General features: G+C 70.3%; 12 protein-coding genes and 4 pseudogenes. 8 read left to right on the top strand and 8 right to left on the bottom strand.

The window, feature by feature from the left end; genetic code table 11:
• Window positions 1-5: 5 nt before the first annotated feature.
• From ACGH7X_RS00280 to ACGH7X_RS00265, 4 genes are all read left to right on the top strand, one after another.
• Window positions 6-734 carry a class I SAM-dependent methyltransferase gene (locus tag ACGH7X_RS00280; RefSeq protein WP_399880057.1) on the top strand — a complete coding sequence of 243 codons (729 nt, stop codon included), beginning with the start codon at window positions 6-8 and terminating at the stop codon, window positions 732-734.
• On the top strand, window positions 731-2623 hold the full coding sequence (locus ACGH7X_RS00275; RefSeq protein WP_399880054.1) for an ABC transporter ATP-binding protein: 1893 nt from the start codon (window positions 731-733) through the stop codon (window positions 2621-2623). The genes ACGH7X_RS00280 and ACGH7X_RS00275 overlap by 4 nt, the downstream gene beginning before the upstream one ends.
• A complete protein-coding gene (locus ACGH7X_RS00270) occupies window positions 2620-4377 on the top strand; it encodes an ABC transporter ATP-binding protein (protein ID WP_399880052.1) in 1758 nt (585 codons plus the stop codon). Before ACGH7X_RS00275 ends, ACGH7X_RS00270 begins: the two co-directional genes overlap by 4 nt.
• A gap of 64 nt (window positions 4378-4441) precedes the next feature.
• Complete coding sequence (locus ACGH7X_RS00265) at window positions 4442-5878, top strand: salicylate synthase (RefSeq protein ID WP_399880050.1); 1437 nt, start codon at window positions 4442-4444, stop codon at window positions 5876-5878.
• Window positions 5879-7338: 1460 nt separating this feature from the next.
• On the opposite strand, the gene ACGH7X_RS00260 is transcribed toward ACGH7X_RS00265, so the two are convergent.
• Window positions 7339-8307, bottom strand: a complete 969-nt coding sequence (locus ACGH7X_RS00260; protein WP_399880047.1) for an NADP-dependent oxidoreductase — start codon at window positions 8305-8307, stop codon at window positions 7339-7341.
• Window positions 8308-8386: 79 nt separating this feature from the next.
• On the opposite strand from ACGH7X_RS00260, the gene ACGH7X_RS00255 reads away from it, so the two are divergent.
• Window positions 8387-8974, top strand: a complete 588-nt coding sequence (locus ACGH7X_RS00255) for a TetR/AcrR family transcriptional regulator (protein WP_399880045.1) — start codon at window positions 8387-8389, stop codon at window positions 8972-8974.
• A 623-nt stretch (window positions 8975-9597) separates the two neighbouring features.
• Here the strand turns inward: ACGH7X_RS00255 and ACGH7X_RS00250 are convergent.
• A pseudogene (locus tag ACGH7X_RS00250) lies at window positions 9598-9809 on the bottom strand (IS5/IS1182 family transposase); the annotation flags it as partial.
• 158 nt (window positions 9810-9967) lie between these two features.
• Between ACGH7X_RS00250 and ACGH7X_RS00245 the strand changes: the two are divergent.
• Together ACGH7X_RS00245 and ACGH7X_RS00240 are read left to right on the top strand one after the other, a co-directional pair.
• Complete coding sequence (locus ACGH7X_RS00245) at window positions 9968-10408, top strand: MarR family winged helix-turn-helix transcriptional regulator (RefSeq protein WP_399880043.1); 441 nt, start codon at window positions 9968-9970, stop codon at window positions 10406-10408.
• 83 nt (window positions 10409-10491) lie between these two features.
• Window positions 10492-11382, top strand: a complete 891-nt coding sequence (locus ACGH7X_RS00240) for an NmrA/HSCARG family protein (protein WP_399880041.1) — start codon at window positions 10492-10494, stop codon at window positions 11380-11382.
• Between the two features lie 228 nt (window positions 11383-11610).
• On the opposite strand, the gene ACGH7X_RS00235 is transcribed toward ACGH7X_RS00240, so the two are convergent.
• The 4 genes and pseudogenes from ACGH7X_RS00235 to ACGH7X_RS00220 form a co-directional block, all read right to left on the bottom strand.
• Entirely contained in the window at window positions 11611-12732 is a 1122-nt protein-coding gene (locus tag ACGH7X_RS00235) for a hypothetical protein (protein ID WP_399880039.1), read from the bottom strand.
• 155 nt (window positions 12733-12887) lie between these two features.
• Window positions 12888-13121, bottom strand: a pseudogene (locus tag ACGH7X_RS00230) (SAM-dependent methyltransferase); the annotation flags it as partial.
• A gap of 121 nt (window positions 13122-13242) precedes the next feature.
• On the bottom strand, window positions 13243-13905 hold the full coding sequence (locus ACGH7X_RS00225; protein ID WP_399880036.1) for an HAD family hydrolase: 663 nt from the start codon (window positions 13903-13905) through the stop codon (window positions 13243-13245).
• A 72-nt stretch (window positions 13906-13977) separates the two neighbouring features.
• Complete coding sequence (locus tag ACGH7X_RS00220) at window positions 13978-14112, bottom strand: hypothetical protein (protein ID WP_399897753.1); 135 nt, start codon at window positions 14110-14112, stop codon at window positions 13978-13980.
• On the opposite strand from ACGH7X_RS00220, the pseudogene ACGH7X_RS00215 reads away from it, so the two are divergent.
• A pseudogene (locus tag ACGH7X_RS00215) lies at window positions 14056-14250 on the top strand (CpaF family protein); the annotation flags it as partial. The gene ACGH7X_RS00220 and the pseudogene ACGH7X_RS00215 sit on opposite strands and share 57 nt — an antisense overlap.
• 224 nt (window positions 14251-14474) lie before the next feature.
• Here ACGH7X_RS00215 and ACGH7X_RS00210 read toward each other — a convergent pair.
• A pseudogene (locus ACGH7X_RS00210) lies at window positions 14475-15932 on the bottom strand (ISL3 family transposase).
• A 280-nt stretch (window positions 15933-16212) separates the two neighbouring features.
• Entirely contained in the window at window positions 16213-18342 is a 2130-nt protein-coding gene (locus ACGH7X_RS00205; protein WP_399896664.1) for a type I restriction endonuclease subunit R, read from the bottom strand.
• Between the last annotated feature and the right edge of the window lie 40 nt (window positions 18343-18382).

Below are 18382 nucleotides of genomic sequence, written 5' to 3'. Positions count from 1 at the left end.
GCATCGTGATCGACTACTACTCGACCTCGGCCGAGTTCTACGAACTGGTCGCCACCCGGCACACCGCCAGCAGCGGCCCCCCGCTGACCCGCGTCCTCACCGGACTCGACGTTTCCCACGGTCCCGTCCTGGAGATCGGCGCGGGCACCGGTCGCGTCACCGAGGTCATCGCCGCCGCCCTGCCGGACGCGGAGATCCTCGCCGCCGAACCGTCCGCCACCATGCGCGCCATGCTGACCTCCCGGGTCGCCCGCGACCCGGACCTGCGCCGGCGCGTCACCGTCGTGGACGGGGCCGCCCAGGACCTCGTCCTGCCCGAACGGCTCTCCGCCGTCGTCATCTTCGGCGTGGCCGGTCACCTCACCGTTCCCGAACGCGTGGCGCTGTGGAAGCGGCTCGCGGACCGTCTGCCGGACGGGGCGCCCATAGTCGTGGAACTGATGGGGGTCTCCTCACCCCGCGTCATCCCCCCGGTCATGTCCCTGAGGGAGACCATCGGGCGCCAGACGTACGAGTGGTGGATCGGCGGCGAACCCACCGAGGGCGACGCCATGCGGTTCACGACGACCTGGAAGGTCCTGCGCGACGGCCGCACCGTCCGCGAGGTCGCCGACAGCTACGACTGGCACACCTTCGACGTCGCCGCGCTGGCCCGCGAGGCCGGCATGACCAGCCGCCGCATCACCGAAGCGGGCGGCAGGCCCATCCCCGAAATCGGAGTACTCGTCAAGTGAAGTCACAACCGCCCGAGGCCGGCCCGGCCCCGGCAGCCCCGGCCACCGCGGCCGACAGCGCGGGCACGCCCGACAGCAGCCCGCCGCGGCCACTGCGCACACTGGCGGCGCCCGTCCGCGGACGACTGGCCCTGGCCGTCGGTCTCCAGGCCGCCGCCGCTCTCGCCGGGGTGGTGCCGTTCATCGCCGTCTCCCGCATCGCCGAGCGCCTCACCACGGGTTCCCCGGCCGACGGTGACGCGCTCTGGCCGCTGGTGGCGCTGGCCTGCTCGGCCGGTCTCGTCGCCCTCGTGTGCGGCACGGCGGCCGGCGCCCTCGCCCACATCGCCGACAACGACCTTCAGCTCACCCTCCGCCGCCGGCTCGCCCGGCACATCGGGCGACTGCCGCTCGGCCGGCTCACCGAACGAGGCACCGGCGAGGTCAAGCAGGCCGTGCAGGACGACGTGAGCGCGCTGCACACCCTGTTCGCCCACACTCTCCTCGACGTCGTCTCCGTACTCACCGCCCCGGTGCTCATCCTGGTCTACCTGCTCACCGTCGACTGGCGCCTGGCCCTGGTCGGCGTCGTGCCCCTGCTGCTGGGCGTGTACCTGTTCAGCCGGGCCATGGCAGGGGCCGCGGCCCAGATGGCCGAGTTCGGTGCCGCGGTGGCCCGGATCTCCGCCGCCGCCGTGGAGTTCGCCTCCGGCATCGCCGTCTTCAAGAGCTTCGGACGCGGAGGCAAAGCCCACGAGCGCTTCGTCCGCGCGACCGAGGGCTTCGCCGACTTCTTCTCGGGCTGGGTCCGGTCCACCCTGCTCACGTCCACCGCCGCGATCCTGGTGGTCGCCCCGGCCGTGGTCCTGCTGCTCCTGACCGGACTGGGCGCGGTCTTCGTCACGCAGGACTGGATGACCGGCGCCGAACTCGTCCCCTTCCTCCTGCTCGGCCCCGCCGTCGCCGCCCCCATGGGCGTCGTGGGCCCCCGCATCCAGCAGATCCGGGCCGGCCAGGCCGCCGCCGTGCGCGTCACCGAACTGCTGGACGCGCCCACCCTGCCCGAGCCGACGACCGCCGTCCTCCCCGAAGGCCACCACGTCCGCCTGCGGGGGGTGTCCTTCTCCTACGACGGGAACAACGACGTCCTCAGCGGCGTCGACCTCGACCTCGCACCCGGCACGGTCACCGCGCTGGTCGGTCCCTCCGGCTCGGGCAAATCCACCCTTGCGTCGCTGCTGCCCCGCTTCCACGACACCACCGCCGGCACGGTGACCCTCGGCGGCGCCGACCTGCGGGACATTCCCGCCGCCGAACTGTACCGACGGGTCGGCTACGTCCTCCAGGACGTCCGGCTGCTGCGGGCGAGCGTCGCCGACAACATCCGCCTGGGCCGTCCCGACGCCTCCGACGAGGAGGTCGAGCGGTGCGCCCGCGCCGCCCGTATCCACGACCGGATCACGGCCCTGCCCGACGGTTATGCCACCGAACTCGGCACGGCCGTCACCTTCTCCGGAGGAGAGGCGCAACGCCTGTCCATCGCACGGGCGCTGCTCGCCGACGCACCCGTCCTGGTGCTCGACGAGGCGACCGCCTACGCCGATCCGCACTCCGAGGCACTGATCCAGGACGGCCTGTCCGCCCTCGCGGCCGGCCGCACCCTCCTCGTCATCGCCCACCGGCTGTCGACCATCCGCTCCGCCGACCGGATCGTGGTGCTGGAGGACGGACGCGTCACCGAACAGGGCTGCCACGACGACCTGCTCGCCGCCGGTGGCCGCTACGCCGCGCTGTGGCAGGCCCAGCGGGCCGCGAGCCCGGACGAGACCGACGGCGTACCGCACCACCGGTCCGCCCCCGCAGGGGCCGACCGCGCGGCGGACGACATCCGAGAGGGAAGTGCACCATGATCCGTCAGCTCTACCGTGTCCTCGGGCCGGAAGGCTCCCGCCCACTGAACCGGCTGATGCTCCTCCAGTCCGGCGCGGCCGTCTTCCAGGGCATCGCCTTCGCCCTCCTCGTGCCCGTCCTCAAAGCCCTGGTCGGCACGGACCCCGACGATGTCTGGCCCTGGCTGGCGGCGTTCACCGGCTGCGTACTCGCCTACGCGGTGCTCCAGGGGGCAGCCATCAGCGGCGGTTTCACGGTCGGTTCCCAGCTCTCCCGGGTGCTCCACCGCCGGATGGCGGACCAGGCCCTGCGTCTGCCACTGGGCTGGTTCACCGCCGGCCGCACGGCCGAGTTCAGCAGGCTCGCGGGACAGAACGTCATCCAGGTGATGAGCACCCCGGCCCACCTGCTCCGCCCGTTCATCACCTCTCTGCTCACCCCGCTGACGCTGGTCGTCGCGACCTTCTTCTTCGACGTACGGACCGCCCTGGTGCTCCTGGCCTGCGTGCCGGCGCTGTTCGCCGTGCAGCAGGCGAGCACCGCACTGATGCGCCGGCTCGACCTCGGCCGCGACGCCGCGATCGGCGAGTCCGCCGACCGGGTCCTGGAATACACGCGCAACCAGCCGGTCCTGCGGGCGTTCGGCCGGACCGCGGAGGGCTACGGCGCGCTGGACGACGCCTTGGTGGCCGAGGCGCGTGCCGACCGGCGGCTCATCGTCCGCGGCCTGCCCGGCCTGGTCTCCTTCACTTTCGCGACCCGGCTCGTCTTCGCCCTGCTGCTCGCACTCGGGGTGTCCTGGCAGCTCGACGGATCGCTCACCGTACCCACCCTCCTGGCGCTCCTGGTACTGCTGGTCCGCCTCATCGACAGCGTGGCGTCCGCCGCCGAGGCCGGCGCGGGCATGCGTATCGCCCGCAACACCCTGGAACGGCTCGGCGCCGTCCTCGACGAGCCGCCCTTCCCGCAGCCGGCCGAGCCGAAGGCGCCCCGCGACGCGAGCGTGGAGTTCGCCGGGGCCGGCTTCAGCTACGACACCGGGGCAGCGGACGGAGCCTCCGCGCGCCCGGTCCTGAACGACGTGACCTTCCGTCTGCCCGAACGCAGCATGACCGCCCTCGTGGGGCCCTCCGGCGCCGGCAAGACCACGGTCGCCACGCTGATCGCCCGATTCCGGGACGTCACGGAAGGCACCGTTCACATCGGCGGCGTCGACGTCCGCGAAATCGCCGCCGACGACCTGGCGGCACACGTCTCCCTCGTGTTCCAGGACGTCTACCTGTTCGACGGCACCATCGAGGAAAACGTCAGGATCGCCGCCCCGGACGCCGGGCCCGAGGAACTGGCCGAGGCCGCGGCCATGTCCGGACTCGACCGGGTGATCGAGGAACTGCCCGGCGGCTGGGACACCAAAGTGGGGGAGGGCGGCGCGCGGCTGTCCGGCGGACAGCGCCAGCGCGTGTCCATCGCCCGCGCCCTGCTGAAGGACGCTCCGATCCTCGTCCTCGACGAGGCCACCGCCGCACTCGACCAGGAGAACGAGGCGCTGTTCGCCGAAGCCGTGCGCACCCTCGCCGAGCGCAAGACGCTGCTGGTCATCGCACACCGGCTGAGCACCGTCGTCCACGCGGACCAGATCCTCGTTCTGGAGGACGGGGAGATCACCGAACGGGGCACGCACGCCGACCTGGTCACGGCGGGCGGCACCTATGCCTCCTTCTGGGAGCGCCGGAGCCGGGCCCACGGTTGGCGACTGGAGGCGGCACGCTCGTGACCTCGCACCCGGCACCCGAGATCCACCGGCTCCCGCGGCAGCGGCACAAGGAAGGCAGGACACGATGAGCGACGGCCTCCGGAACACCTGGGACTCATGGGCGGGTTCTGTCCCGCCGCTCGAATCCGCGAGCACCCTGGAACCCAGCCACGACGCCGCAGCCACAGCGACCCGCCTCGCCCGGGCCGGCCTCGCCGACCAGTACATGGTGTACGAGGCGGAAGGGGGCGTCTGGCACTTCGCGGCCGGGTCCAGCGTCAGCCTCACCGCGCACGCCACCGGCATCACCGCGCGGGCGAGGGGACGGACGTGGACCTCCCGCACCGACGGCAGGCCCCTGACGGCGTTCGCCGCCGCGCTGAACGCCCTGTCCGAGGCACACGGCGCCCACGGCGGTGGCCGTCACTTCTACGGCTGGGCAGCCTTCGAACTGGCCCACCTCCTGCACGCGGACCCCGCGGCCACCGGTGACGGACCGCTGCTGCACGCCCTGATCCCTTCCGTCGAGGTGACCCTCACGGGGGAGGAGACCGTGGTGCGCGCGGTGGACGAGGCGTGGCTCCGAAAGGTCGCCGACCTGCTCGCCGAACCGTCCCCCCGACATCCGCTGGCGGAGGGGACGACACCGGAGGGAATGACACCCGAGGGAGTGACACCCGGGGGAGCCGAACACATCATCGCCGCCGGCACCGCCGCCTACGGGAGCGCGGTGGCCCGAACGGTCGAGGACATCCGCGCCGGCCTCCTGGAGAAGGCCGTGGTCTCCCGAAAGGTCCCGCTGCCCGCCGGGCCGGCCGTGGACTTCCCCGCGACCTATCTCGCGGGCCGCCGCTCCAACACCCCGGCCCGCTCCTACCTGCTGGACCTCGGCGGCTACCGGGCGGCCGGGTTCAGCCCGGAGACCGTCCTTGAGGTCGGTGAGAACGGCCGCGTCAGCACCCAGCCGCTCGCAGGAACCCGCGCACACGGCCCCGACCAGGCGGAGAACGAGCGCCGACGCACGGAACTGCTCAGTGATCCCAAGGAGATACACGAGCACGCTGTCTCCGTACGCCTGGCCTGGGAGGAGATGGCGGCGGTGTGCCGTCCCGGATCCGTCGCAGTCGAGGAGTTCATGGTGGTCCGGCCTCGCGGTTCGGTGCAGCACCTTGCCTCGCGGGTGACGGGCCGGCTTCGCAAGGACGCCGGACCGTGGGACGCCTTCGCCTCCCTCTTTCCTGCGATCACCGCCACCGGTGTCTCCAAAGCCGCCGCCCTCCATGCCCTGGCCCGCCATGAGGAAGGACCCCGGGGGCTGTACGGCGGAGCGGTCTTCCGCGGCAGCATCGCGGGCACTCTTGACGCCGCCCTCGTCCTGCGCACGCTCATCGGAGAGGGCGAGGAGACATGGCTGCGCGCGGGCGCGGGAGTCACCGCCCAGTCTCTTCCCGAACGCGAGATAGAGGAGACCTGCGAGAAGCTCCGCAGCGTCGCCCCGCACCTGCGGTTCTCCACGGATTGACCTTGCACGGGTTCCCAGGCTCCTCTTCGGCTCCGGCAGCGGTTGGAGGACGCTTCCGTGTTCGGCCGCCGAGGGGGGAGCCCGTCGATCGTGTGAGACTCGAGGCTGGCGCGGGACACGGCGGCTGCGTGACTGTCGGCATCGTCGTCGCGCGCCTTGGACAGTCTGCGTACCGCGGTTGAGGGCGTGTAGACCGTCCGCCCCTGCGTGGACTCCGAGGTCGCGTACGGCTGCTGACCCCGCCTCCATGGGGGAGCCCGTCTGTTGCGGCGGCCGCATCCCTCCGGGCAGCCGCCCTGCCCGTCGCCCGTATCGACAGCGGTGCAGGGGGTCGCCGCGGGGTGGCGTGCGGCAGCTCTTGCCCCGCCAGGCGACGCGGCTCTCCTCGACGGCGACACCGGCAGTGGCGAGGGCGGCGACGGGGCCGGACCCGGCCCAGCCGAGGGTGCGCTGCCGGCGCGCCTCGCGGATGGCCGTCGGGGGCGGGGAAGCGCCGGGCGACGGCGGCGCGGGAGACACTCAGCCGTGTGGGCCGAGTTTCCAGCCGACAGCCTCCACGCGCTGCCACCAGAGCCGGGCGTATGCCCCGCCGGCGGCTAGCAGCTCGGCGTGCGATCCCGATTCACGAGTCCCACCACCGCCGTCGAGCATGACGATCTGGTCGGCGGTCATGTTGGTGTGCAGCCGGTGGGCGACGATGATGAGTGCCCATCTGCTTCTTCGTCGCAGATCAGGGAATCCCGCTGTCAGGCCAGTAGATCCATCACCCGACCGGCCTGACGTTCCGCGGTGCCGACAGGGTTGCGAGGATGCTCCGGATCATCGCTGGCCAGCAGAAAACAGTCCAAGAACGACGGGACGTCAGGCCCGATTGGGCAAGCCACGACAAGCCGGCCTCCATGGCCTCCCTCACCAGGCCAACGGCCCGGGGACGTGCTGTCCCGGTCCAGACACCGAGGTGGCCGATCAGTTCGCCTTGATGCCCGGGCCTGAGAGGGACCTTGGTGATGACGTCGGACGGCAGGGCGGAATGCAAAGTGGTCACCGCCTCGGCCAGAGCCTGGATCTTCTCGTCCCCCACCGCAGCTCTGCGGAGGGCAACGCCGGGCGAGGCATGACATCACCACGACAGGCTCAGATGCGGCAAGGCTCGCCTCCCGGGGATCTGGAGAGCTGGGCCGCGTCATGATCAGACTCACTCTGATTGGGCAGCGGTCTGACAAAGGAGAGGTCTGATCCTGGCTCGGGCAGGGTTCGCTTGCGCGGTGGCCTGGTCCCACGACGCCGGCAACACGAGAGTCGGCTACGCGGCAGACATAGCCCGCAGGGAACGCTGACGATCACGCCAGTTGCCTGCCGTCGGCCATCTCGTCAGTGCGGCCCTGCTGTCCGGCCCGGCTGCAGGGACCGGAAGTCAGGCGGTGTCTGTGTGCCGCGTCGCCTGAGTCCGGGCCCCGCTGTCAGAGCTGGGGTCGGAGGTCGATGACGACCTTGCCGCGGACGTGCCGGGCCGCCTGGAGCTCGACGGCGGTGCGGATGTCCTCGACGGGGTAGGTCGCTGCGAGGGGTACACGCAGGCGGCCTGCCGCGACAAGGCGCGCGATGTTCTCAAGGGCGTCGGGCGCGGCGTTGGCGCCGTTGGCTGCGGGAACGCCGTCGACCTGGCCCGCGATGGTGCAGATGCGGTCGTCCGGGACTCCCAGCTCGCGTGCGACGTGCACGGTGTCCGTGCCGTGAAGGTCCAGGGCTGCGGTGACGGCGCCCGCACCGAGGTCGCGGACCCTGTCGGTCAGGCCCTCGCCGTACGCCACCGGCTCGGCGCCGAGGCTTCGCAAGTACTCCGCTGACGACGGGGAGCCGGTCCCGATGACGCGCGCGCCTGTGATCCGTGCCAGCTGGACTGCGAACACTCCGACTCCGCCACCGGCGCCGCCGACCAGCACAGTGTCGTCTGGACCGAGGTCAAGGACGTCGAGCGCGGCGGACGCGGTGCTGCCCGCGATCGCGAGCGTGGCGGCGGTGCGGTCGTCGACGCCGTCCGGGGTGTGGTGGGCGATGCCGCTGGCGATGGTCCCCTTCACGTCGAGGACGACGTGGTCGGCGACCGCCCGGGACAGGGCTGCCCCGAACACGCGGTCACCGACCGCGTAGCCGCTCGCGCCGGCACCGACCTGGTCCACGGCTCCGGCATAGTCGGTCCCGAACCCGCAGGGCAGGCTCAGACCGAACCGTGTCGCGGTCTCGGCGTCGGAGGTCATGAACCAGTCCATCGGGTTCAGCCCGGCTGCTGACACGCGGATGCGGATCTGCCCGTCGCCCGCCTGGGGTTCAGGCACGTCCTTGAGGGCCAAGACCTCCGGACCGCCGAACGAGTCGAGCAGAACGGCCCTGCTCGCGCCGTCTCGGAGTGTGTTGCCGTGTTGCTGCATGTCCTACTCGTTTCCTCGCGTTGGTGGAGCCACCCGAAACGGACTATGCTCCGGTTATGGAATCCAGCATAACCGGAGCGTGATCCGTTTGACGAGTTCGAAGCCAAGAGCGACGCGAGCCGACGCCGCCCGCAACCGCGATCAGCTGCTTGAGGTCGCGACCCGCGTGCTCGCATCGCCCGACGCCGAGGCGTCCCTGCGCGCTATCGCTCGCGAGGCCGGTGTGGGTATCGGGACGCTCTATCGCCACTTCCCGACGCGCGAGTCCCTTGTGGAGGCCGTCTACCGCGACCAAGTCGTCCGCCTCACGAACGGCGCCCACGACTTGCTCGCCAACGAGGCCCCGGCCGTTGCGCTGCGACGCTGGATGGACCTCTTCGGTCACTGGGTCGCGACGAAGAACGGCATGCTCGACACCCTGCCGGCCCTGATCGAGTCGGGCGCGGTCGGCCACGCACAAACCAGGGACGCGCTCTTGAACGCGATATCGACGATTCTCGACGCAGGCCGCACAGCTGGAGACCTCCGGCCCGACGTCACCGCCGACGAGATCGCAGCCAGCCTGATCGGCATTTTCACCGTCGCGTACCAGTCCGGCCACGCGGTCAGAGCCGATCGGCTCCTGGACATCCTCCTGGATGGTCTTCGCCCTCAGTGGCACCGGTGAGGACCAGTCGAACAGAGGCGGCTGCCAGGACCGGTCCGTTCAGGAGCCCTGTCTTGCCGGCCCTCTGTGTCGGCACGCCTCGGCTGCTTGGGCATTCCGCAAGTCTCCATAGCCGCCCTTGCCAGTAGGCCGGGGCGCGACGGCATCCATGGACTGCTCGACATCGATGCCGCCCCGGCCATCGCCGACTCGTTCGCCACCCTCAACGGCGACCGCACCCGCGGGGTGGGCATCTCCGGGCCCACCGGGCACGCGGCAGCGCAGGCCCCAACCTCCGCCGGGCCGATCCGCGCCCACCGCCAGGCCCGCTACATCGTGGGCAACCCTGCCCTGACCGAACGCCATCGGCGACGAACTCGGCCTCGAGCCTCACGTCGCCGACTTCTCCCGTCTCGCGGACGTCCGCCGACTCGCCTCCGAACTGCAGAACGCCCATCCCCGCATCGACGTCTGGCGAACAACCCCGGTGGCGACATCGGCGGCCCCACCAAGACCGGGGACGGATTAGAGGTGACTTTCCAGGTCAACGACGTTGCGCCGCTTCTTCTTAGGTATCTGCTTCTGGACACCCTCACCACCAGCACGGCATCGGTGATCCAGATCTCCTGTGCCGGGAGCCTGCTTGTTCGCGCGGTCCGGGTGGTCAAGGCTTCGGAGTGCTGGATCCGTAGTCTCTCGCGTGATGACGTGCGTGCATGATCCAGGCCAGGGGCCGCTCGACCACGCAGCGGCGGGGCAAGGTGACGAAGTCGGGGGTGTTCTTCGGGCGGCTCACTGTCTTCAGCGTGAGTCCGAGGTGTCTCTTTGCCCGGGTCACGAGCTGTCCGGAGTGAGCCGGATACCGAGGGTGAAGGGGCAGGGCAAGTGGATCAAAGCGGTTGGGGAAGGAGTGCCAGGTCGGTCTCGCAGAAGTGTGCATCTCCTGGTGAGTGGCGTGGCTGCCGGACCGTGACGAGTAGGCTGGTCGTTCGTGATCGGACCGGGGAGGTCGGCGTGGACTATGGCGACAAGCTCTTTTGGCTCTCGGTCGTGATTCAACGCAAGTACGCGCAGGTCTGCGCCGAGTTCGACCTGACCCCCTTGCAGGCCACGCTACTGTGCGCAATCAGGAACGAGCCGCGGCAGATGGCTGACCTCGCCGCGTCGTTGGGTATGACCAAGAATGCATTGAGCCAGCTGGTCGATCGCACCGCGCGGCGCGAGTTGGTCGGCCGGGCAAGCTCGGCGCAGGATCGACGGGTCGTCATGCTCAGCGTGACGCCTGCGGGGAAGGTGCTCGCCGAGGCCGTTTACGCCGAGGTCGCCAAGCGCCTGCCCGAGATCGCGAGGAACCTCGACGCCGGCGACCAGCGCGACTTCGAGCGCGTGGCCACCGCCATCGTGGACACCTCGGACCTCTCTTCGCCCACCTCGAACCAGCCCATCACACCGTGAGGTCCCGCTGCACCCGCACCTTGACGAAGTTCATGACGTGAACTAGTTTCGTTCATGCCATGAACTAGTGAGGGGTGGCAGCGATGAGCACACAGACGAGTGGCACGATCGCGGTCTTCGGCGCGACGGGGCAACAGGGCGGGGCGGTGGTCGACGCGCTGCTGGACCACAAGGCGCGGGTGCGGGCTCTGGTCCGCGACCCGCAGTCCGACCGGGCACAGGCGCTGGCCGCCCGCGGCGTCGAGCCGGTGACCGTCCGGGCCGACGACCCGGCGTCGCTGGCCGCCGCGCTGGCGACGGTCGAGGGGTTCTACTTCATGACCCCGGAGGCGAACAGCCTCGAAGAGGTCGAGGCGGAGATCCGCATCGGTACCGCGCTCGTCGACGCGGCGGTCGAGGCGGGCGTCCCGCACGTCGTGTTCAACTCGGTCTTCGGAGCGGGGCGGGAGTCGGGTGTGCCGCACCACGACTCGAAGCACTGGATCGAGGAGCACCTGAGGAAGTCCGGCCTGAGGGCCTCGATGGTTCGCGCGACCGCCTTCATGGAGAACTTCGCGAGCGTGATGGCACCGAGCCTGGAGCACGGGGAGATCGTGCTGAGGCTGCCACTGCCAAAGGACGTCGCCCTGAAGATGATCTCGGTCAGGGACATCGGCCGGGTCGCCGCCGCGCTCCTGCTCGACACCGCTCAGGCGCCCGGCGGAGCCGTCGACCTCGTCGGCGACGAGCTGACGGGCCCCCAGATCGCCGCCGCGTTCGGCGCACGCGCCGGGCTCCCGGCACGGTACGAGGCCCTCCCGTTGAGCGTGCTTCCCAACGACCTCGACAGGGTGATGTTCCGCGAGTTCGCGAAGGCAGCGGAATACCCTTCGGACCGCGCGGCGGTGCGCTCGATAGAGCCGGCCACCCTGGACCTGGCCGAGTGGATCCGAGCTACCGGCTGGACCGTGCCCACAAGCGTGGCTGATTCCTGAGCCTCCGGCCGCGATGAACGCCCCGCGATCGTGCCCACGGTCTCGGCGCTCCGGGCACGGCAACGCATCCGCCAACGGTTGAAGTAGTCACGAAGCTCCCGGGGCGTGCGCGGCCGTGTGCTGCTCCAGCCGGGCCGGGCTGGGGTGCAGGAATGGTCGCCTCCGCCATCCCGGAGCCGTTCGATTGCGACGGTTCCGGAGAGTGACCAGCAGCCCGTTGGCAGTCGGCTAGAAGAGGCCAGCGCGTACGTGGTGTTCGAGGCTCTTGAGGATGTCACTCAGCCACGGGCTACGGACGTTCGGCAGCCGGACCAGGGTCCGCCGGAACACTTCCGAATCGGCCCGGAACAGGTGACGGGGACGCAGCGTGGGCGGGCCGAAGTCGTCACGGAGGGTTCCGGCGGGTGGGGCAACCGACGAGGGGGCGGGTAGGTCCGGTCTGGGGAAGGCCAGCCACAGCCACACCCCGAATGGCAGCGGCACCAGGTACGGCAGCGGGTCGGCCGGGGCCCAGGTCTTCCCCGTCTGAGGATGGGACGGCACAAAGATGATGGAGACGTCTCGGCTGGGAGCTGGCAGTCCGGGTCCGGCCAGGGGTGCGTTCCGCGTCTGCGGGCCTGTGGGCAGCAGGGCGTCGAGTGTGCGTTGGAAGACTTGCCTGCCCAAGCCGTCCGGGACGAGCACAGGGTGACCGTCCGATGCCGCCAGCAGGTGGGCGAGCGCGTGGCCGGCCGCCGCCTCCCACTGCGGGCTCCAGGACCACCAGTAGTTCGACCAGTGGCCCGCCGCCATCCGCGATCCCCATGTGGCGATCGGCTCGAACGGGGGCGTGGCCCTTTCTTCCGCCATCAGCTCCGTCCAGGAAAGCGGCGCGGCGAAAGCGCCGTCGGCGGGAAGGCGGCGGACGGCGTTTGGGGAGAGCCACATCGCCTGCCAGAGCGAGCAGTCGTCGATCCGGCTGGCCACGGGCAGGGCACACTCCGCACAGGCCACGTTGGGGCCGTCGGTACCGTCGAGGCCGCAGCAGTAGCCGCCTCCGCGTTTTTCCGGGATCAGCACCGTGCCGCTGGCGTCGCCTGGCGCGATGACGATCGCGCCAGGCGCGCCGTCGGAGAGGGCGTACACCGGCGCGTAAACACCGCGGGCGGTCGCCTCGTCCGGATGGATCTCTGCCCACCTTCGCCACGGTGGCCCCCAGGGCTCGGGTTCCACGGCGAACGTGCGGGACTCCATGAGCACCGGGAGTTGCACCCCGTTCCCGTACTTCTGATGAGCGTGGACCGGCAGCGCGACCAGGGACAACGGGGTGGTCAGCCTGGTACCACAGCCAGCACACACGAAAACGAACAAACGTCCTCCGTAAGGGAAACAGGGGCATCGTCGCGGCTCGGCGACGGACCGGCCAACGTCTTTTCCATCCGCCGCGCAAGACCGTGAAACGCCACGGTGTGTGACGTCACTGTTCGAATCCTCGGTGTACGACGTGCCTCCCGGAGTGTCGTGCTCTACCGGCGGACCGCCGAGATCAGTCCGCCGGACCGCTCCTCGTGCTGCGGCGGGGTGCTGATCGGGCGGCCGTAGGCGGCAGCGCGCTCGCGCAGGGTATGGCTGTCAGCCTGCCAGCCGTGCCCGGCCAGCCAGCTGACCGGGTCGTCAGGCATCTCCGAGACCCACATGGACGCCGCCGATCCCGGCGCGGCGTCCGCGCCGAAGCGCTCGATCACGCCGCGCGATTGGAGCGCACGTGGTACGCGATGGGCATGGACCGGGTGAGGGAGGTGCGGCGCGCGTTGGCGCCGCACCAGCACGCGCCATGCGTGCGGGAGCTGGACGACCGGCTGTACGGCTGGTCGACGACGGTCAGCGCTCTCGCGCGTTGAACTGAGCGATCTGCGGCGACAGCTCCAGCAGCGACTCGACCCGGAAGGTGGGTAGCTTCTGCGCCTGCTCGCTGCGCCACTGGATCGTCGCCCACGGCCCGCGCCGGACCAGAGCGGTATGCATCCCGGACTGGCGCGCGGGGGCGATGTCGTTGTCGACGCGGTCGCCGACGTACAGTATTTCGCCGGGCTCCGCCGGGACGACCTCGGCGACGCGGTCGAAGAACGCGCGGTCCGGCTTGCTGGCGCCCCAGTCATCGCTGGTGCCGATGAGGTCGACGTCCGGGGTGAACAGCTCCCGCAGGATCTTGCCCGCCCGGGTCGTCTGGTTTCCGGCGATGCCCAGCCACAGGCCATCAGCGCGGAGGGCAGCGAGGGCGTCGCGGACGTCGGGGTAGAGGTCGTCCTCCCCGAAGGTCTCCGGCTGCCCGGCCTCGGCTCGGCGCTCCCGCTCGTCGTAGAGGTCGAAGCCCGGCCGGAACTCCTGGAAAGTGTCGCGGTAGTCCCGGCCTTGGGCGATAACGGCCCCGAACATCGCGACGAAGGTGTGGCGGGGGACGCCGAGCCAGTCGGCCCAGGAGCCATACTCCCGGGTCTCGTCTACGAGGCACTCGCCCACGTCGAAGATCACAGCGCGAATCATGGGCTGAGAGTATCCGGGCATGACGAAGCGGCGCTCACCGCCCGAAGGCGATGGGTGCTGGGTGGTGCTGACCTACCGGGCCAGCGTCACGGTGATCTCCTCGTCCGGGCAACGGCCCAGACTCGCCTTCGCCAGGAGGCCACCGACCGCATCGCCGAACAGCGCCGCCTGGACCAGGTCAACGGCGTCTCGCCGATGTCTCTCCAAGACGAGCGGCACTATGCGAGGGCCGTCATCGTCCAACTCCTAGAGGACCACGCTCGTGAAGAGATCGCTGCCGGACACGCACCGATGGACGCGGACGTGGAGGAGCGGTGCGCCGCAGCAGTCCATACAGCGCTCTATGCCAGCAGCACCCGCGTGTGAGAGACCAGCTGGCGGACTGCCCGGCCGTGACCGGCAAGGGAGTACTGACTGGGTCTGGTCCTGAGCACCGCGGCCTCCTCCTACCTCGTTCGGCTCCGGCCGTGAACTGTAGCTGCTCACCGTGCGTCGGGCGGGACTGTAAATCGTTCGGCTCTGTCACGTAATCGGCTCTGCACGTATTCGGTGGTAGCGCTGCGTGGTGATCACTGGAGGAGGATGCGGTGGCGGAGCAGGGGGAACCCGGCTCGGCCGTGCATCTGCCTCATGATCCGCTTGGTCCGCGTGTTGACGCCTTCGGTGCGGCCGTTGTGGTGCGGGAGGGTGAGTCCGGCTTCGACGGCGGCGCGGTCGAGTTCGAGGCCGTTCGCGAAGGAGCGCAGGTGCGGCAGGCCGGCGGCGCAAACTGTGGTGATCCAGTCGGTGAGCTTGGCGTCGCCTTCCGCTGGGGTCAGTAGCTGAGCGAACTCGCCGATGAGCCGGGCGAGTTCGGTCATCTCGGGGCAGACTCTGGTGAGTTCCCGCAGCAGTGCGGTGTCCTTGTCGCGCAGGTTCTCGGGGCGGGTGAGCAGGAGGCGGGCGAAGCGCTGCGGGGTGGTGACCGGATTGTCGCCCTCAGCGCGGCCCTGGGTGATGTAGCGGTAGAGCACTTTGAGGCTGCCGGTGTATCCCAGCTCCTTGATCTCCCGGAAGAGTTGGAGGACGGAGACTGCCAGGTCGTCCGCGCGGCGGATGCGCAGGTGGTCGCCGGTGGGCTCCTTCATGCGGGCGTAGCGCTTGACGGTGTTCAGGGCGACATCGAGGCGGCGGGCGCATTCGAGCAGGCCGACGCCTTGGCCGAGCAGATTGTGAACCCGCTGCCAGCGCTTGCGGGTGGTCTGCTCGTGTAGGCCCCCGGGCCGGGTGGGGTTCACAGCGGTCGCCCAGCAGGAGGTGTGGGAGCGGACCTCGGACAGGACCTTGCCGCACAGGTTGCTCCACAAGTGCCACCTGTCGCTGACCTGCACCGCCTCGGGGAGGGCCTGGCGGATCGCCTCGCCATAGGAGCCGGAGCCGTCGCGGCAGACGTATGCGGACCCGGGATGCTCGCGCAGCTACGCGAGCAGGGTCTGGCCTGTGCGGTCCGGCAGGACGTCGATCCGCTCGCCGGTCTCGGCGTCGATGATCACGGTGGCGTAGCGGTGCCGGCGCTTGAGGGCGAAGTCGTCAATGCCGAGCACGCGCGGGACGCGCAGCGGCTGTACCGCCCTGCGTATGAGCATGCGCAGGGCGGTCGAGCGGGAGATCGCACAAGCCGGCACGCAGGAGAGGCGGGCGCCCGCCCGGCCCGCTAACTCCTGCACCCCAAAGCCGAGTTGGTGGGCCAGGCGGTTGGTGCGACGCTGGTAGCGCTCCACGACGCCGGGAACCTGCTAGCGGAACGTCTGCCGCGGGCAGCCGAGTACCGGGCAGACCAGGCGCCGGATGCGCACCGATGCCACCACCCGCCGTTCGTCCACCGGCACGTCCGCGACCACCCGTCTGTGGAAGCCATGCACCCGCCCCGTCGGCTGCCCGCACAGCGGGCACGGCACCGGGTCGTCGCGGGTCCGCGCCGACACCCGGATGACCTCACCCTCGTCCGTCACGCCCTCGACGACGAGGGCCGACAAGCCCGAAAACATCACACCCACAAGCTCATTGACATCGTGCACACCATGGCAACGACGACCGTCACCCTTCGCTACCACCGATTACGTGACAGAGTCGTTCGTTTGACAGACCCCCTTCGGGCGCGGCCGCAGCCGTGCGTGGGTCAGCAGGCGGGGGCACGAGGCCTCACCGGAGCCACCGAGGCGCGTGACCTCGCCCACCTTGCCGCAGGAAGGCGGCTTCGTCCCGGCAACGGGAGGGGAAATCGATGCAGGGACGAAGCGCCGACGAGGAGTGCGCAGAGCGCGGGTGTCAGTCGTCCGGGAGGTTGGTGGTGGTGCACCACTCGTTGGCGAAGTGCTCCATCTGCTTCAGCACCAGGTCGATGGCCTCCGGGGCCTGGTCCGGCGGGTAGTTGCGGCGGGCCAGGAGGCGCTTGATGGCGCTGCGCAGGCGGGCCAGGACCGGCTCGCGGGCGATCCAGTCCGGCTTGAGCTTGCTGCGTACCTCCGCGACCAGCTCGCGGGCGATCCCGGCCAGCACCTCGTCGCCCATCACCGAACGCGCCGTGCCGTGGTCGGCGACCGCGTCGTAGAAGGCGAGCTCGCGCCAGTCCAGCGGCGGGTCGAACTTCTCACCGCGTCGGCTGTCCTCCATGACCTCCTTGGCCATCTCGATCAGCTTGGCGATGAGCTCCGCGCTCGTGTACTGCTGCCGCATGTACCGGACCATGAGGTCCTGGAGCCGCTCGGAGAAGGTCGTGCGGCGCACGACGTTGTGCCGCGTCACCTCACGCATCTTCTTCTCGATGAGCCGCCGCAGCGCCTCCGCCGCCAGGTGCAGGGTCTCGCTGTTCAGCAGCCGGCCGACGAGCGCGTCGTTGAGCTGGGTCAGCTCGGCGGTCTCCAGGCCGGCCTCCGCGAACAGGTCGGTCACGCCGCTGGTCTCGACGACCGAGGAGGTCAGCTGGGCCAGGTACAGCTCGACGTCACGAGCCACCGGCAGGCCACGCGCCTCGCGGTCCATCGCGTCGTACTTCGCCATGTAGGCGCGGACCTCGACGAAGAACTGGATGTCCCGCCGCCAGGCCGGGTGGTCCGGGAACCGCTCGCCGATGTTCGTGGCGCTGCCGCACAGCGCGTAGAAGCGCTCCAGCCGGTGGGCGTGGTCGCGGAAGCGGCGCCCGAGGGTCTGCCGGGGATCATCCAGCTTCTCCGGGTCGTTGCCCGCGGTCTGCGGATCCCGGAGGTAGTTGGCGGCCCGGATGGAGGCGTCGATGAGCGCCGTCCTCGCCGGCATGGCCAGCCGTTCCCGCCAGCCGAAGCCGCGCAGGATGTCCGAGAGGACGTCGTACTCGTTGCGCAGCTCGTCCAGCGCCCGGTCGAGGTCCTGGCCGAGCGTGCGGTCCTCCTGGTCGGCCTCGGTGTACTCGGCGATCGCCCGCTGGAGGTTCTCGGCCAGCGGCGCGTACCCGACGAGGGGGCCGTCCTGCTTGGCACGGAAGCGACGGTTGACCCGGGCCAGCGCCTGCATCAAGTTGGCACCCTTGAGCGGACGGTCCAGGTACATCGTGTGGACCGGCGGGGCGTCGAAGCCGGTCAGCAGCATGTTGTTGACGATGAGCAGCTCGAGCTCGTCGTCGGGGTCCTTCGCCCGGTTGATGACCGTCTTCCGCCGGCTGTCGCTCAGGGCGTGGGCGAGCAGGCGGTCGGGGTCCTTGCGCGAGTTCGTGGAGAAGACGACCTTCATGGCGCCCTTGTCGATCTCGTCGCTGTGCCATTCGGGCCGCAGCTCGCGCAGGGCGTCGTAGACGCGGACGCAGATCTCCCGGGTCGCGCACACGACCATCGCCTTGCCGGCCGCCCCGCCCTTCTCCGAGACGCCGACGAACGGCTGCATCCGCTCGCGCCGCGCTTCCCAGTGCTTCACCAGGTCGTCGGCGAGGTCCCGTATGCGGGCGGGCGTGCCGTACATCGCGTTCATCGTCGCGACGGCCTGCTCGACGCGGTGGCGCTCGGTGTCGTCGAGGCCGTCGGTGATGCGGTCGGCCTCCTCGTCGATCGTCGTGGGATCGACATCCTTGTCCAGGACGAGCGTGATCACCCGGCTCTCGTGGAAGACTTTGACGGTGGCCTCGTCGTCGGCGGCCCGCTTGAGGTCGTAGATGTCGACGTAGCCGTTGTACGCGCCCTTGTCGCCGAAGACGTCGCGGGTGTTGCGGTCGGCCTGGGAGATCGGGGTGCCGGTGAAGGCCAGCAGTGTGGCGTGCGGGAGCGCGTCGCGCAGGTGGCGGGCGTAGCCGTTGAGGGAGTCGTAGTGGCTGCGGTGCGCCTCGTCGACGACCACCACGATGTTGCGGCGGTCGGAGAGGAGCGGGTGGTCCGCGCCGGAGTCCTTCTCCTCCTTGGTGCGGCCGAACTTCTGCAGAGTGGTGAAGAGGATGCCGCCGACGCCAGCGCGACCTCCAGCGCGAGCTGACCTA

Origin of the sequence: Streptomyces sp. BBFR51, assembly GCF_044591655.1 — a bacterium.
Lineage (GTDB): Bacteria > Actinomycetota > Actinomycetes > Streptomycetales > Streptomycetaceae > Streptomyces.
Note: the sequence above shows the minus strand (reverse complement) of the source record. Positions and strands in the feature narration are given on the sequence as shown.